Annotated in this window: 14 protein-coding genes; 4 read left to right on the top strand and 10 right to left on the bottom strand. The window is 72.7% G+C overall.

The genetic code is table 11. The features are described from left to right. Positions 1 to 39 precede the first annotated feature (39 nt). Positions 40 to 729, top strand: coding sequence for a lipoyl(octanoyl) transferase LipB (lipB, locus tag ABIC52_RS00190; protein WP_435526047.1), 690 nt, complete (start codon positions 40 to 42; stop codon positions 727 to 729). Further along, a complete protein-coding gene (lipA, locus tag ABIC52_RS00185) occupies positions 726 to 1,709 on the top strand; it encodes a lipoyl synthase (RefSeq protein ID WP_354026338.1) in 984 nt (327 codons plus the stop codon). The genes lipB and lipA overlap by 4 nt, the downstream gene beginning before the upstream one ends. A gap of 158 nt (positions 1,710 to 1,867) precedes the next feature. On the opposite strand, the gene ABIC52_RS00180 is transcribed toward lipA, so the two are convergent. Beyond that, complete coding sequence (locus ABIC52_RS00180; protein ID WP_137767577.1) at positions 1,868 to 2,026, bottom strand: DUF4175 domain-containing protein; 159 nt, start codon at positions 2,024 to 2,026, stop codon at positions 1,868 to 1,870. A 111-nt stretch (positions 2,027 to 2,137) separates the two neighbouring features. After that, positions 2,138 to 3,007, bottom strand: coding sequence for a signal recognition particle-docking protein FtsY (gene ftsY / locus ABIC52_RS00175; protein WP_137767578.1), 870 nt, complete (start codon positions 3,005 to 3,007; stop codon positions 2,138 to 2,140). A 214-nt stretch (positions 3,008 to 3,221) separates the two neighbouring features. Between ftsY and ABIC52_RS00170 the strand changes: the two genes are divergently transcribed. Beyond that, positions 3,222 to 4,250: a TerC family protein gene (locus tag ABIC52_RS00170; RefSeq protein ID WP_126892327.1), complete on the top strand. Its 1,029-nt coding sequence runs from the start codon at positions 3,222 to 3,224 to the stop codon at positions 4,248 to 4,250. 172 nt (positions 4,251 to 4,422) lie between these two features. On the opposite strand, the gene ABIC52_RS00165 is transcribed toward ABIC52_RS00170, so the two are convergent. From ABIC52_RS00165 to ABIC52_RS00135, 7 genes are all read right to left on the bottom strand, one after another. Next, positions 4,423 to 8,205: a chromosome segregation SMC family protein gene (locus tag ABIC52_RS00165; protein ID WP_354026337.1), complete on the bottom strand. Its 3,783-nt coding sequence runs from the start codon at positions 8,203 to 8,205 to the stop codon at positions 4,423 to 4,425. Between the two features lie 32 nt (positions 8,206 to 8,237). Continuing rightward, positions 8,238 to 9,209: a bifunctional DNA-formamidopyrimidine glycosylase/DNA-(apurinic or apyrimidinic site) lyase gene (mutM, locus tag ABIC52_RS00160; RefSeq protein ID WP_354026336.1), complete on the bottom strand. Its 972-nt coding sequence runs from the start codon at positions 9,207 to 9,209 to the stop codon at positions 8,238 to 8,240. 4 nt (positions 9,210 to 9,213) lie between these two features. Beyond that, positions 9,214 to 9,939, bottom strand: coding sequence for a ribonuclease III (rnc, locus tag ABIC52_RS00155; protein ID WP_126892456.1), 726 nt, complete (start codon positions 9,937 to 9,939; stop codon positions 9,214 to 9,216). A 13-nt stretch (positions 9,940 to 9,952) separates the two neighbouring features. Beyond that, positions 9,953 to 10,156, bottom strand: coding sequence for a 50S ribosomal protein L32 (rpmF, locus tag ABIC52_RS00150; protein ID WP_058728177.1), 204 nt, complete (start codon positions 10,154 to 10,156; stop codon positions 9,953 to 9,955). A 43-nt stretch (positions 10,157 to 10,199) separates the two neighbouring features. Continuing rightward, a complete protein-coding gene (locus ABIC52_RS00145) occupies positions 10,200 to 10,775 on the bottom strand; it encodes a YceD family protein (protein ID WP_354026468.1) in 576 nt (191 codons plus the stop codon). Between the two features lie 141 nt (positions 10,776 to 10,916). After that, the gene (gene coaD / locus ABIC52_RS00140; RefSeq protein ID WP_354026335.1) at positions 10,917 to 11,411 is read right to left on the bottom strand and encodes a pantetheine-phosphate adenylyltransferase; all 495 of its coding nucleotides are present in this window, start codon (positions 11,409 to 11,411) and stop codon (positions 10,917 to 10,919) included. Positions 11,412 to 11,437: 26 nt separating this feature from the next. Further along, complete coding sequence (locus tag ABIC52_RS00135; protein WP_354026467.1) at positions 11,438 to 13,630, bottom strand: ATP-dependent DNA helicase RecG; 2,193 nt, start codon at positions 13,628 to 13,630, stop codon at positions 11,438 to 11,440. 123 nt (positions 13,631 to 13,753) lie between these two features. Between ABIC52_RS00135 and ABIC52_RS00130 the strand changes: the two genes are divergently transcribed. Then, complete coding sequence (locus tag ABIC52_RS00130; RefSeq protein WP_126892458.1) at positions 13,754 to 14,314, top strand: RsmD family RNA methyltransferase; 561 nt, start codon at positions 13,754 to 13,756, stop codon at positions 14,312 to 14,314. Positions 14,315 to 14,480: 166 nt separating this feature from the next. Here ABIC52_RS00130 and thiL read toward each other — a convergent pair whose 3' ends face one another. After that, positions 14,481 to 15,467 carry a thiamine-phosphate kinase gene (thiL, locus tag ABIC52_RS00125; RefSeq protein WP_354026466.1) on the bottom strand — a complete coding sequence of 329 codons (987 nt, stop codon included), beginning with the start codon at positions 15,465 to 15,467 and terminating at the stop codon, positions 14,481 to 14,483. Positions 15,468 to 15,501 lie beyond the last annotated feature (34 nt).

The following is a 15,501-nucleotide window of genomic DNA, read 5'->3' as shown; positions in this document are numbered from 1 at the left end:
TGTTGGACTGCGTCCAGGAACCGGGGTAGCGTGCTCGACGTGCCCCAGCTCGAGATCATCCGCTGGCCCGGGCTCCTCGACTACGAGGAGGGCCTCGCCGTCCAGCGGTCGTTCCACGCCGACGTCGTCGCCGGCGACTCCCCCGGCGTCGTCGTGCTCTGCGAGCACCCGAGCGTCTACACCGCCGGGCGCCGCACCGAGCCGGCTGACCTCCCGACCGACGGATCCCGGGTCGTCGAGGTCGACCGCGGCGGACGCATCACCTGGCACGGACCCGGACAGCTCGTGGCCTACCCGATCGTCCGGCTCGCCGAGCCCCTCGACGTCGTCGCGTGGGTCCGCGACCTCGAGCAGGTCCTCGTCGACGCCGCCGCCGCCGTCGGTGTCCGTGCCGAACGGGTCGACGGTCGGAGCGGCGCCTGGGTCCCCGGTCCCGCCGGCGCGCCGCACGCGAAGGTCGGTGCGATCGGGCTGCACGTGGCGGAGGGCGTGACGAGCCACGGCATCGCGCTCAACTGCACGAACGCGCTCGACGCCTACGGCGCCATCGTCCCGTGCGGCATCGCCGACGCCGGTGTCACCACGCTGAGCGCCGCCGCAGGGCGCACCGTGACGGTGGACGAGGTCGCCGCCCTCGTCGGGCCGCGAATTCAGCAGGCGGTCGACGGCATGCACGCCGGTCGTCGCATCAGCTCCACCAGCACCACGCGACAGGAGGTCGCCGCATGACCCTCGCCCCCGACGGCCGCCGCATGCTCCGGGTCGAGGCCCGCAACGCCGCGACACCCATCGAGACGAAGCCCGCCTGGATCAAGACCCGCGCGACGCAGGGCCCGGAGTTCCGCGACCTCTCCGCACTGGTCCGGGACAAGCAGCTGCACACCGTCTGCCAGGAGGCCGGCTGCCCGAACATCTTCGAGTGCTGGGAGGACCGCGAGGCCACCTTCCTGATCGGCGGCTCGCAGTGCACCCGGCGCTGCGACTTCTGCCAGATCGACACCGGCAAGCCGAGCCCGCTCGACCGCGGCGAACCCCGGCGCGTGGCGGACTCCGTCGTGTCGATGGGCCTGAAGTACGCGACCGTGACCGGGGTCGCGCGCGACGACCTCGACGACGGCGGTGCCTGGCTCTACGCGGAGACGATCCGGCAGATCCACGAGCACTCCCCCGGCACCGGCGTCGAGATCCTCGTGCCGGACTTCAACGGCCGCCCCGACCAGCTCGGGCAGGTGTTCGACGCCCGCCCGGAGGTCTTCGCGCACAACGTCGAGACGGTCCCCCGGATCTTCAAGCGCATCCGCCCCGCGTTCCGCTTCGAGCGCTCGCTGGACGTCATCACCCAGGGCCGTGACGCCGGGCTCGTGACGAAGTCGAACCTCATCCTCGGCATGGGCGAGGAACGGGACGAGGTCGTCGACGCGCTCGAGCAGCTGCACGAGGCCGGCACCGACATCATCACCCTGACGCAGTACCTCCGGCCGTCGCCGCGGCACCTGCCCGTCGCACGCTGGGTGCGGCCGGAGGAGTTCGTCGACCTGCGCGAGATCGCCGAGGACATCGGGTTCTCCGGCGTGCTCGCGGGCCCACTGGTGCGCTCGTCCTACCGGGCGGGCCGGCTGTGGGCGCGCGCGACGGTCGCGCGCGGGGGCACGGTACCGCCGCACCTCGCCCACCTGCTCGAGGCGTCACCGGGGCGCCAGGCCGTGTAGCGCAGCTCCGGGCCGCCAGGCCGTACAGCGCAATCCCGGGGCGCCCGGCCGTACAGCGCAGCTCCGGCGACCGACCGACGGACGGACGGGAGGCCCGGTACCAGCTGGTACCGGGCCTCCCGTCCTCGCGGGGTCACGTCCGACGTGACCGGCCGTCGCTACGCGCGACCGCGGATGCTCCGGAGGAGCCAGCCGATGACCGCCAGCAGGATGAGCACGATGCCCACCCAGAGCAGGAACTTCAGCGCACCGACGAAGATGCCGCTGAAGAGCAGGACGAGGCCGACGATGATCGCGATGATCAGCAGTGCGGGCATGAGGGTCTCCAATCCCTGGAACGAGACCGAGCGGATGCCCGGGCCGTCAGGGACGCTACTCCCCGCCGCGTGGACGCGTTCGCCGGGAGCGTGACGGAGGCGCCGCGACGGTCAGCCGACGAGGTTCTGGACGAAGACGTGCGGCGTGAAGCCGGTGAGGTCGTTGATGCCCTCGCCCTGGCCGATGAGCTTGATCGGGATGCCGGTCTTCTCCTGCACGCTGAGCACGAACCCGGCCTTCGCCGACCCGTCGAGCTTCGTGATGACGAGCCCGGTGACCCCGGCGCCCTCGATGAAGGCCTGCGCCTGGGCGAGACCGTTCTGCCCGGTCGTGGCGTCGAGGACGAGCAGCACCTCGGCGATCTCGGTCTGCTTCTCGACGACGCGCTTGATCTTGCCGAGCTCGTCCATCAGACCGGCCTTGGTGTGCAGGCGGCCGGCGGTGTCGATCACGACGATCTCGGTGCCGTCGCGCATGGCCTTCTCGACCGTCTGGTACGCCACCGAGGCCGGGTCCTGACCGGGCTGCGCCGGACGGACGACCTCGACCCCGGCGCGCTGCGCCCACGTCGCGACCTGCTCGACCGCTGCCGCGCGGAAGGTGTCCGCCGCGCCGACCACGACCGTGCGGTCGTAGGTCTTGAGGAACTTCGCGAACTTGCCGATCGTCGTGGTCTTGCCGACGCCGTTCACGCCGACGACGAGCACGACCGCCGGGCGGTTGCTGAGCTTGAGCGTCGTGTCGAGCTTCGACAGGCGCTCCTCGAGCACCTCGCGGAGCATGCGCTGCAGGTCGGCGGGGTCCGTCGTGCCGTACCGGTCGACCCGGGCGTGCAGGTCCTCGATGATCTCGTCCGCGATGTCGGGGCCGAAATCCGCACCGATCAACGCGGTCTCGAGGTCGTCCCACGTGGTCTCGTCGATGGTCTTCCGCTGGAACAGGCCGCGGAGACGGGAGGACAGTGACCAGGAACTCGCCATGCTCCCAGCTTAGGGCGCGACGAGCAGCACCCGCGCCCGGTATCCTCGGTTCCTGAAGGGGAGTACTCCCGCGCGGCGCACCCGTCAGTACGGTCTGGGACGATCCAGACCCGGGACGCCGGTCGTGTCGGACCAGTCGGTCGACACGGCGGAGGAGACCTTCAGGCATCGGCGTACCCGCTCGGCGGGACGCCCCGAACCTGAAGGACATCCATTGGACGTTCCCCTCTTCGTCTGGCTCCTCACCATCGCGGGCATCCTCGCGCTGCTGGTGTTCGACTTCTACTCGCACGTGCGCACCCCGCACGTGCCGCACATCAAGGAGTCCGCGTTCTGGTCGGCGTTCTACGTCGGCCTGGCGATCCTGTTCGGTGTCGGGATCCTGGTCTTCGGCGGCGGTCAGGCCGGTGGCGAGTACTTCGCCGGCTGGTTGACCGAGAAGGCCCTGTCGGTCGACAACCTCTTCGTCTTCCTGATCATCATGTCGAGCTTCGCGGTGCCGAAGGAGTTCCAGCAGAAGGTCCTGCTGGTCGGCGTCGCGATCGCCCTCGTCGCCCGCGGTGTCTTCATCGCCCTGGGCGTCACGATCATCGAGAACTTCTCGTGGGTCTTCTACCTGTTCGGCGCGCTGCTGTTCTGGCTCGCCTGGTCGCAGGCGCGCAGTGGGAACGACCACGGCGCCGAGGAGGGCGACTCCCGGCTCATCCGTGTCCTGCGTCGCGTGATCCCGACCACCGACGACTACCACGGCGACAAGCTCACCGCGAAGGTCGACGGCAAGCGCCTGTTCACCCCGATGCTGCTCGTCATGGTCGCGATCGGCCTGACCGACGTGCTGTTCGCACTCGACTCGATCCCCGCGATCTTCGGTCTCACGCAGGACGCGTTCATCGTGTTCACCGCGAACGCGTTCTCACTCCTCGGTCTGCGTCAGCTGTACTTCCTCATCGCGGGCCTGCTCGAGCGGCTCATCTACCTCGGTCAGGGCCTGGCGGTCATCCTCGCCTTCATCGGTGTGAAGCTCGTCTTCCACGCGATGCACGTCAACGAGCTGCCCTTCATCAACGGCGGCGAGCACATCGAGTGGGCCCCGGAGATCCCGATCTGGTTCTCGCTGAGCTTCATCGCGCTGACGATCGCCGTGGCCACCGCCGCGTCGCTCATCGTGTCGAAGAAGCGCCAGGAGCGCGGCCTGACCCCGACGGGACAGCCGAAGGAGGCCGTGGAGGCCGACGCGAAGTAGTCGTCACCACCTGACGGACGGGAGGCGCAGTGCCAGCTGGCACCGCGCCTCCCGTCCGTCCGCGGCGGAACCGGGTGCTCGAGACTCACGCTGAGCGACGGTCCTCGGGCTCAGGGGCGCGAGAACTGTCGCTGAGCCCGAGACTCGGGCCGCCCGGCGCCGGCCAGCCGCGCTACGCGACCGCGTCGGCGGGCTCGCGCCGCTGCACGCGCTGGCCGACCACGGCGGACACGCCGTCCTGGCGCATCGAGACGCCGTACAGCGCGTCGGCGATCTCCATCGTGCGCTTCTGGTGCGTGATCACGATGAGCTGCGACGACTCCCGCAGCCGCTCGAACACGGTCAGCAGCCGCCCGAGGTTCGCGTCGTCGAGCGCCGCTTCGACCTCGTCCATGATGTAGAACGGCGACGGTCGGGCGGTGAAGATCGCCACGAGCAGGGCAACCGCCGCGAGCGACCGCTCCCCGCCCGACAGCAGCGTGAGACGGTCGATCTTCTTGCCCGCGGGCTTCACCTGCACGTCGAGCCCCGTCGTGAGCATGTCGTCCGGGTTCGTCAGCGTGAGCGAGCCCGTGCCGCCCGGGAACAGGATCGGGAAGATCACGTCGAACGCGGCCTTCGTGTCGTCGTAGGCCGCCTCGAAGATCGTCTGCATCTTCGTGTCGAGCTCCTCGATGATCGTGAGGAGGTCGGCGCGGGTCTTCTGCAGGTCGTCGAGCTGCTCGGCGAGGAACGCGTGCCGCTGCTCGAGCGCCTGGAACTCCTCGAGCGCGAGGGGGTTCACCTTGCCGAGCCGACCGAGGTCCCGCTCCGCCGCCGCGAGCCGCTGCTCCTGCTCGGCCCGGACGTACGGCACCGTCGCGACGTCGGCCGGGTCGACCTCGTCGGTCGTGTCGAGCTCGGGCAGCGCCGGGCCACCGGGGAGGGTCGACTCGGCGTCGACGAGCTCGGGCACGTCGACGTCGACGTCGGCGGCGCCCGCTCCGAGCGCGTCGGCGGCGCCCGCACCGAGCGCGTCGGCGTCGTCGGAGCCGTCGGCGTCGTCCGGTGACGGGGCGGAGGAGTCCGCACCGTCGGCCGCCGCCCGCGCCCGCTCCGCCTCGCGGTGTCGCCGTGCGAGCACCCGCGGGTCGACCAGGACGTCGACCGGCACCGGGACGTCGGGCCCGTACTCCGCGACGAGCACGGCCTCGTTCAGACCGAGGTCGCTCTGCGCACGGTCGAGCACGCCGGACACGTGCAGCTTCTTCTCGTAGATCTCCATCTCGAGCGAGTGCACGCCGTCGGTGATGGTCTGCAGCCGCTCACGGAGCTCGCGCTCCTCGTTCCGGACGACCTGCAGCTCGGTGTTGCGCTTCGTGCGCTCGGCCTCCTCGGTCGCGAGCAGCACGCGGGCCTCGGCGAGCGACCGGTCGACCGCCCCGAGTACGCCCGGCAGGTCCGCGAGGACGCCCTCGGCCACGGCGATCTGCCCGCGGCGGACCACCGCCTGCCGCGCTGCCTCCTCCGCAGCCGCGCGCTCCGCCTCGAGCTGCCGCTGCAGGCCGGCCGCCCGGTTCCGCTCCGACCGAGCGCGCTCCCGCACGGTCTCGACCTGGATGCGCTGCTCGATCTCCGCGGCCCGCGCAGCCTCGACGGCGTCCTGAAGCGCCGGGCGCCCGGACGCGTCCACGACGGGTCGCGGTCGCTCCTCGAACACCCGCAGGGCGTCCTCGGCCTCCGCCAGCGCGGAGTCGGCGGCCTCGACCGCGCCGTCCGTCTCGGCCAGGGCGGCGCGCAGGCGCTCCACCTCGGCCGCGGCGTTCTCGGCGCCGGCCCGGACTGCGGCACTCGAGCGGTCGTACTCGGCGACCGCCGCGGTGTGCGCACGCAGTGCACGGTCGGCCTCGTCCGCACCGCGGCGCGCCTCGTCGACCTCCTGACGCGCGGTCTGGAGGTCCGTGGCAGCGTCCGCCGCGTCGGCCGCGACTGCGTCGCGCCGGCCCTGTGCGTCGTCCCGCTCCGCCACGAGCTCGATGCGCGACACCGTGCGGGCGCCGCCACCGGTGACCCGGACGGTCCGGACGAGGTCACCGGACCGCGTCACGACCGTGGCGTGCGGGGCGGCGGCGAGCACGGCCTCCAGGTCGACGTCGTCCGCCACGGCGACCAGCGTCGTGCGGAGCACCGCGGTGACCGCAGGCGGTCCCTGCACCACGTCGAGGGCCGGTCGCACGCCCGGCGGCAGCGCGTCGGGCAGCCCCGGCCCGTCGAGCTCGGCGTCCGCGACGACGACGTCCACGCGGCCGAGGTCGGCGTCGCGCGCGTGCGTCACCGTGGCGAGGGCCGTGTCGCGGTCGGCGGCGAGCACCGCGTCGGCCAGCCCGTCGAGCGCGGTCGCGACGGACGCCTCGAAGCCGGCCTCGACGGTCAGGGCGTCGGCGAGCCGACCGAGCACGCCGGCTCGCCGCGCGTCGATGACCGCCTGGGACCCGTCGCGGACGTCGATCGACATCCCGAGCGCGGCGACCCGGGCGTCGAGGGCGTCCCGCTCGCGCTCGAGCGTGTGGAGCCGGTCACGCAGGGCGTCGCGCGCGGTCTGCGCTGCCTCGAGCCGCTGCCGCGCGGTGTCGTGCGCGGTGGCCAGGGCGTCCGCGTCGACACCGTCGGAGGGGTCGTCACCGATCTCGCGCAGGGCCGCGGCGGCGCGGGTCGCGCGGTCCTCGGCCTCGGCGAGTGCGCGGGTCCGACGGTCACGGTCCGCGGCGACGGCGGTGCGGCGCGACCGCTGCACGTCGACGGCGTTCCGGAGGCGCTGGGCGTCGAGGTCGTGCTGCGACACGCGTGCGGCCTGCGCGGCGATCTGCTCGTCGAGCGCGTCCAGGTGACCCCGGGCCTGTTCGACCGCGGCCGCCGCAGCGCCGGAGCCCGCGGCCATCTCGGCGGCACGGGCCTCGAGCCGCTCAGCCTCGGCACGGACGCCCTGCACACGTTCCGGCGTGATCGTCGGGCCCTGCTGCGGCGCGTCCGCCTGCTGGGCGAGGAACATCAGGCGCTGGTTCGCCAGGCTCGACAACCCGCGGAGCCGCTCCTGCACGCTCTCCAACCGGTGCACGACGGTCCGGGCACGGTCGACGGCGTCACCGACCATGCTCTGCTCGACCTGCTGCTGCCGGACACGCGTCTGGTCGAGCCGTTCCTGCAGGACGATGCGCTCGGACTTCCGTCCGGCCTCGACCTCCTGGTGCTCGTGGAGTTCGCGGCGCAGCCGGACGACGTCGTCGGCCAGGATCCGGGCCTTCGCGTCGCGGGCCACCGCGGCGACGGACTGCGCCTTGCGCGCCACCTCGGCCTGTCGACCGAGGGGCTTCAGCTGGCGCCGGATCTCGCCGGCCAGGTCGGAGAGCCGCGTCAGGTTCGTCTGCATGGCGTCGAGCTTGCGGAGGGTCTTCTCCTTGCGGCGCCGGTGCTTGAGGATCCCGGCAGCCTCCTCGATGAAGCCGCGGCGGTCCTCCGGGGTGGCGTGCAGCACCTTGTCGAGCTGCCCCTGTCCGACGATGACGTGCATCTCGCGGCCGAGCCCCGTGTCGCTGAGGAGCTCCTGCACGTCGAGCAGGCGGCAGTTCTCGCCGTTGATGGCGTACTCGCTGCCGCCGTTCCGGAAGAGCGTGCGGGAGATCGTCACCTCGGAGTACTCGATCGGCAGCAGGCCGTCCGTGTTGTCGATCGTCAGGAGCACCTGCGCGCGACCGAGCGGTCCGCGGGTCGAGGTGCCCGCGAAGATGACGTCCTCCATCTTGCCGCCGCGGAGGGTCTTGGCACCCTGCTCCCCCATCACCCAGGCGAGGGCGTCGACCACGTTCGACTTGCCGGAGCCGTTCGGACCGACGATGCAGGTGACGCCGGGCTCGAACGCGAACGTCGTCGGCTGCGCGAAGGACTTGAACCCCTTGATGGTGAGGCTCTTCAAGTACATGCGGGTCTCCGGGTGCTCGGTTGCGCGTCAGGCTAACGCGTGCGTCGGCGCGGAGCGGGTTGGCACACGGGGCACCGGTGGCTCGACCGGTTCATGAACGCCTCGCGCACGATCGTCGCGCCGCACCGCGGGCAGGGCTTCCCCTGCTGCCCGTACACCGCGAGGCGCTGCGAGAAGTACCCGGACTGCCCGTTGACGTTGACGTACTGCGCGTCGAAGCTCGTGCCGCCGTCCTCGAGTGCGCGGCCGAGGACGCTCCGGACCTCGGCCAGGAGCCGGTGCAGGTCGGCCCGGGGCAGCCGGTCCGCAGGGCGGTCGAAGTACAGCTTCGCGGCCCACAGCGACTCGTCGGCGTAGATGTTGCCGATGCCGCTCACGACACCCTGGTCGAGCAGGACGCGCTTGATGCCGCTCGATCGCTTCCGGGCCATCGCGACGAAGCGGTCGTCGTCGAAGGCCGGGTCGAGCGGGTCCCGCGCGATGTGCGACACCTGTGTCGGGATGCTCCACCGCCACGCTGCGTCCGGGTCACGGGCGTCGACCGCGCCGGCGGACCCGGCAGGCGCGCCGTCCACCGTCGGCACCATGGCGTCGATCGCCATCGAGCCGAAGGTCCGCTGGTCGACGAACTCGAGCTCGACCGGTGCCTCCGGACGGCCGTCGCGATCGGTCCCGGTCGGCTGCACGTCGATCAGGATGCGGCGGTGCTTCGCGGCCGGGCGACCGCGTCCGAGCAGGACCTGGCCGGACATCCCCAGGTGCGTGACGAGCGCCTCGGGACGGTCGCCGTCGTGTCCGGGCACCAGGGGGAACCACATGAACTTGCCCCGGCGCACCGCGGCGGCGATCGTGCGGCCCGTCAGGCGTTCGGCGAAGTCCTCGGCCGGACCGTCGTGCCGGGTCAGGGCGCGGTCGTCGACGACGTCGACGTGCAGCACCCGGGCACCGCTGACGGCGGGTTCGAGGCCGGCGCGGACGACCTCGACCTCGGGGAGTTCGGGCACGCGGTCAGGCCGCCCGGCCGGAGAGCCGCGTCCACGCCTCGAGCGCGGCGGCCATCTCGGCGGCCTTCTTGCTCGTACCGGACCCCGTCGACACGTCCTCGCCCTGCAGCACGACCGTCGCGTGGAAGGTCTTGTCGTGGTCGGGGCCCTCTTCGGTCACCCGGTAGGCCGGGTTGCCGAGGGACAGGCCGGCCGCGAGCTCCTGCAGGCTCGTCTTCGGGTCCATGGCGGCGCCGAAGCGGTCCGGGTCGACGAGCAGCGGCTCGACCAGTCGCAGCACCAGGTCCGTCGCTGCGTCGGGACCCGCGGACAGGTAGGTCGCTCCGATGACGGCCTCGACCGTGTCGGCCAGGATGGAGGCCTTGCCGCGACCGCCGGTCTGCTCCTCACCCTTGCCCAGGCGCAGGTACGAGCCGAGCCCGATCATCCGGGCGATCTCGGCCAGGGCGACCGTCGAGACGAGGCTGGCACGCCGCTTGGCGAGCTCGCCCTCGTCGAGGTCGGGGAAGGACCGGAAGAGCTTCACGGTCACGGCCTGGCCGAGGATGGAGTCCCCGAGGAACTCGAGGCGCTCGTTGTGCTTGATGCCCCCGTGCTCGTACGCGTACGAGCGGTGCGTGAGGGCGAGCTGCAGGAGCTCGGCGTCGATGTCGACGTCGAGGATGCCCTGCAGACGAACGACGTCCGGCCCCACGGGGCGGGACCCCGTGGCGCCGGACGTCGCTGTCATCGGTCGAGTCCGATCAGACGTCGGCGACCTTGCGGCCCTTGTACTCCATGTACAGGGCGGTGCCGGCCGAGTCCTCGACGACCTTCGCGCGGTGCGGGAGGCTGTAGGTGACCTTGCCGTTCTCGATCGTCTTCACGAGCTGGACCGGCGCGGCCTTCCACTGCGAACGACGGGCGTGCGTGTTGGCACGGGACTGCTTGCGCTTGGGAACGGCCATGGTGGTTCTCTTTCGGTTGGTCGGTGGTCGGTGTCGAGGTGCGTCAGGCCGTGCGGCCGTCGCCCTCGGGGCTCTGGGTGGGAGTGCTGTCGTCGGCGCCGCCGCGTTCCGCGTCGGTGCCCTGGAAGCCGCTCAGCGCGGCCCAGCGCGGGTCCAGGACCTCGTGCGGGGTGGTCTCGCCGAGGTCGGCCAGCCGCTCGCCCGTGACGGGGTCGAGGCCGGGGCAGTCCGGTCGGCAGACCGGCTGGAACGGCAGCGCCAGCACCACCGCATCTCGAACGACCGGTTCACAATCCACGTGGTCATCGTGAACGAAGAAGTCGAAATCCTCCGAGACATCGTACGCGAACAGCTCGGCGAAGTCGACTTCGACCGGTTCGCTGATGTCGATGAGGCAGCGCGAGCACTCCCCCGTGGCCTCGGCCGAGGCGTGTCCGGAGACCAGGACGCCCTCGTGCAGGCCCTCGAGCTTCACGTCGAGCTGGAGCGTGGTGCCCTCGCGCACGGCGATGACGCCGGCGCCCATCGGGTCCGGCACCTCGATGTCGAGCGAGTGCTCGCGCATCTCGCCCGGCCGGTGCGCGAGGTCGCGCACGCGCAGGGCGTAAGGGCTGTTCACGGGGGAAGACACGATCGACGAGTCTACCGCGATGTCGTGCGCACGTCGAGGAGGCCAGGAGCGCGGCGTGTCAGCGGCCGGGTGCTCGGCCGCGCAGCGCCCGGAGTGCTCGGCCGGTCAGCGCCCGGAGTACTCGGCCGGTCAGCGCCCGAGGTGCTGGGCCAGCGCGTCCGCGACGACAGCCGGCACGTACGGCGTGACGTCGCCGCCGAGCGTCGCGACCTGGCGGATGAGCGAGCTCGACACGTGCGCCCGCGACGCCTCGGGGAGCAGGAAGACCGTCTCGACGTCGGCCAGGTGCCGGTTCATGATCGCCATGGGCGTCTCGTAGGCGACGTCCTCGCCGGAGCGGACGCCCTTCACGAGCACCCCGGCTCCCACCTGGCGGCAGTAGTCGACGAGCAGCCCGGAGGTCCACTCCCCGACCCGCACGGTGTCCGGGAGGCCGGTCTCGACGAGCGACTGCTCGATGAGCCGGACGCGGTCGGCGGCGGCGAACATCGCCGGCTGCTTGTCCGGGTTGTGCACGACGAGCACGTGCACCTCGTCGAACAGCCGCGCGGCACGTCCGATGACGTCGAGGTGCCCGAGGGTCACGGGGTCGAAGGATCCGGGGACGACGGCGATCTGGGCCATGCCCGTCACGCTACCGGCCGCCCGGGTCAGTTCTTCCCGAGGAACGCGGCGTCCGACTCGTCGAGTCGCCGCGCCAGGGCCTCGCGGAGCGCGGGGTGGTCCCGCAGCTCGGGGTCCGGCTCGAGCACGCGCTCCGCCTCGCCCCGGGCGTCGACGATCAGGTCGGCGTGCTCGACCACCCGGAGCAGGTTCAGCGAGGACCGGCCGCCGGACTGTCGCTCGCCGAGCACGTCGCCCTCACGCCGGAGCTCCAGGTCGACGCGCGCGAGCTCGAAGCCGTCGTCGGACGCGGCCACCGCGTCGACGCGTTCGCGTGCGGTCGTCTCGGCCTCGGCGGTGGTGACGAGCAGGCACACCCCGGCGTACTGACCGCGACCGATGCGTCCGCGCAGCTGGTGGAGCTGGGAGACGCCGAAGCGGTCGGCGTCGAGCACCGCCATCATCGAGGCGTTCGGCACGTCCACGCCGACCTCGATCACGGTCGTCGCGACGAGCACGTCGACGTCGCCGGCCGCGAAGGACGTCATGACGCGGTCCTTCTCGTCCGCGGTCATCCGTCCGTGCAGGACCTCGATCCGGCGACCCTGCAGGACCGGCATGGCGCGCATCCGCTCGACCGTCGCGAGCACCGTCGCCGGGGCGTGCTTCGGCGTGTCGTCCTCGGCGGGCTCGGGGCCGCCGTCGTCCTCGGCGTGGGCGTCGTCGATCGCCGGGCAGACCACGAAGGCCTGCCGACCGTCGGCGAGTTCCTCGGCCATCCGGGTCCAGATGCGCCCTTCCCACCCGGGGTGCTCGGCCAGCCCGACGGCGAAGGTCTCGACCCCGGCACGGCCGGACGGCAGCCCGGTGATCGTCGAGACGTCGAGGTCGCCGAACACCGTCATCGCGACCGTGCGCGGGATCGGGGTCGCGGTGAGCACGAGCACGTGCGGCGGGGTCACGCCCTTGGTCCGCAGGGCCTCGCGCTGCTCGACGCCGAACCGGTGCTGCTCGTCGACCACGACCAGACCGAGCTCCGCGAAGTCGACCCGGTCGCCCAGGAGTGCGTGCGTGCCGACGACGAGCCGTGAGCTGCCGGACGCCGCCGCGAGCAGGGCACGCCGTCGTTCGTCGGCCGACTGCGAGCCCGTCAGGATGACCGGTCGGAGCTCGGCCGCGAGGTCGGGGCCGAGGAACTTCACGATCGAACGGAGGTGCTGCGCGGCGAGCACCTCGGTCGGCGCGATGAGGGCGGACTGCCCGCCGGACTCGGCGACCGTCAGCATCGCCCGGATCGCGACCAGCGTCTTGCCGGAGCCGACCTCGCCCTGCACCAGCCGGTGCATCGGCCAGTCCCCCGCCAGGTCGTGCGCGATCTCGGCACCGACGGCCTGCTGGTCGTCGGTCAGGGTGAACGGCAGCGACGCGTCGAAGCGCTCGAGGATCCCGTCGGGGGCCGCCCGACGCGGGGTGGCCGCGGTCGCCCGGGCGGCGATGCGTCGCTGCACCAGGGCGGTCTGCAGCACGAACGCCTCGCGGTAGCGCAGGGCGTCCTGTGCCCGCTTGAAGTCGGCGACCTTCTCGGGACGGTGCAGGAGCTCGAGCGCGCGGCGGAACGGCACCAGGCCGAGTCGCGTCCGTGCGGGTGCCGGGATCGGGTCCGGCAGGTCCGGCAGGGTGTCGAGGACGACCGCGATCGCCTTCGCGATCTGCCACGAGGTCAGCGACGCCGTGGCCGGGTAGATCGGGATCGGCTGCCGCGACCAGCGGATGGCTTCCTCGTCCTCGGGGTCGGCGGTCGCGCGGGGGTCGTCACGGTCGAACAGCTCGTAGTCCGGGTGGGCGAGCTGCCTGGCGCCCCGGTAGTCGCCGACCTTGCCGGCGAAGATCCCGCGGGCACCGGGCACGAGGTCCTTCGTCCGCCACCCCTGGTTGAAGAACGTCAGCGTGAGCAGGCCCTTGCCGTCGCCGATCTTCGCCTCGAGGATGGAGCCGCGACGCGCACGCATCGTCCGCTCGCGCACGTCGATGACCTCGGCCACGATCGTCACCGATTCGCCGATCGCGAGCGAGTCGAGCGCCGTCAGCGCCCCGCGCTCCGCGTACCGCCGGGGTGCGTGCTCGAGGAACTCACCGACCGTGCGGTACCCGAACGCCTTCTCGATCGCCGTCGCGGTCCGGCCGCCGAGGACCCCGCTCAGCCGGGCGTCGAGCGGCGCGGGACCGAGGTCGGGCCGCACCGGGGGTACGGCGGTGTCGGGGGTGTCGGAGGTGACCACGCCACCACGGTACCGGGCGGGTCCGACGCGCTGCGAGCCTCCCGGCCGACCTGTGGAGACCACGCACGCCGCTACGGTGGCAGCATGACCCGCATCATCGCCGGCGCCGCCGGTTCCACGACGCTCCGGGTGCCGAAGTCCGGCACGCGGCCGACGAGCGACCGCGTGCGCGAGGCCCTCTTCTCGTCGCTCGGCTCGCGCGGGCTCGTGGAGGGCACCTCGGTCGCGGACCTCTACGCCGGGACGGGCGCGCTCGGGCTCGAGGCAGCGTCGCGCGGGGCCGCGGAGGTCGTGCTCGTCGACCGGGCGTCCGCCGCCGCACAGGCGTGCCGGGCGAACGCGAAGGCCGTGCAGCAGCGGGTGCCGGGCGTGCGCGTCGACGTGCAGCCGCAGCCGGCACTCGGGTACCTGCGGAGCACGGTGCGGACCTTCGACCTGGTCTTCATCGACCCGCCGTACGACGTCGCCGAGCAGGAGATCGCCGACGTGCTCGAGGCGCTCGTGCCACGGCTCACCCCCGGCGCGGTGGTCGTCGTCGAGCGGAGCAAGCGATCGCCGGAACCGACGTGGCCGGTCGGGCTGGAGCCGTTCAGCAAGCGCAGCTACGGCGAGACCGTGGCGTGGGAGGCCGTCACCCCGGCCTGACGCTGGCGTGCACGCACGGCGCGTCCGGATGGCGCGCTCGCGGGCGGCGCGCGGTGGACTGCAGCGACACAACCGCTGTCGTACGACGTCAGAAGTGTCGTTGTGGGCGGCACCTGCGCACCTGGCCGCGGACGACCGGCCGGGAGGCTCGGCGCAGCCCCGGCGGTCAGCCCCCGGCACCGTCCCAGTCGGCGTACGGGTCCCACCCGGTCGTCGGGACCGGCTCGCCGCCGCGCACCAGGTCGGCGCTGCCGCTGCCGACGACCGTACCGATGCGCCGGAAGCCGCCGGGCAGCGCGACGTCGGGCGGGAAGGCCGCGAGCAGGCCGTGGTCCTCGCCGCCGTGCAGGGCGACTTCGTCGAGCCGGGGTCCCGGGTCGAGGTCGAGCGTCACCCGGCTGGCACGGGCGAGCCGTCCGCCGTCGATCGCCAGACCGTCGGACAGGTCGAGCATCGCCGTGGCACCGGCGGCGGCAGCGTGCACGCCGTCGGCGATCGGCGGGACCGGGCGCCGCTGCCGGTCGACGTCCGGGTCCGCGTCCGCCCCGCTCGCGACCACGGCCGAGCGCGACGGCTCCCCGTGCGCGTCGACCCCGTCGCGGAACAGCCGGGCGAGCCCCCGGGCGGCGCGGCCGAGCTCCCCCGAGACCGCGAGGACGTCCCCGGCCCGGGCTCCCGAACGCAGCACCGGCGCTCGCCCGCCGAGGTCGCCGAACGCCGTCACCGAGACCGTGAAGGTGGCCGAGGTCGACAGGTCCCCGCCGACCACGCCGCAGCCCGGCGCGAGGGCGTCCACTGCGGCACGCACCCCGTCCGCGAAGGACTCGAGCACCGCGACCGGGGTGTCCTGCGGTGCGGCGAGGGCGATCACGAGCCCGCTCGGCGTCGCGCCCATCGCGGCGACGTCGGACAGGTTCGTCGCTGCGGCCTTCCACCCGACGTCGGCCGGCGTCGACCACGCCCACCGGAAGTCCGGCCCGTGCACCATCATGTCCGTCGTGACGACGAACCGGCCGTCCGGCGCCGCGACCACCGCGCAGTCGTCGCCGGGGCCGACCACCGGCGCGCCCGCGGGCAGCCGGCGGACGATCCGGTCGAGGACGGCGAGCTCCCCCACCTGTCCCACGGTCGGTCCTGCCCAGGCGTCGTCCATCTCGTCCACGTCCGCAACGGTAGCCTGGACGTCG

This window comes from Curtobacterium oceanosedimentum, from assembly GCF_040545555.1.
Lineage (GTDB): Bacteria > Actinomycetota > Actinomycetes > Actinomycetales > Microbacteriaceae > Curtobacterium.
Note: the sequence above shows the minus strand (reverse complement) of the source record. Positions and strands in the feature narration are given on the sequence as shown.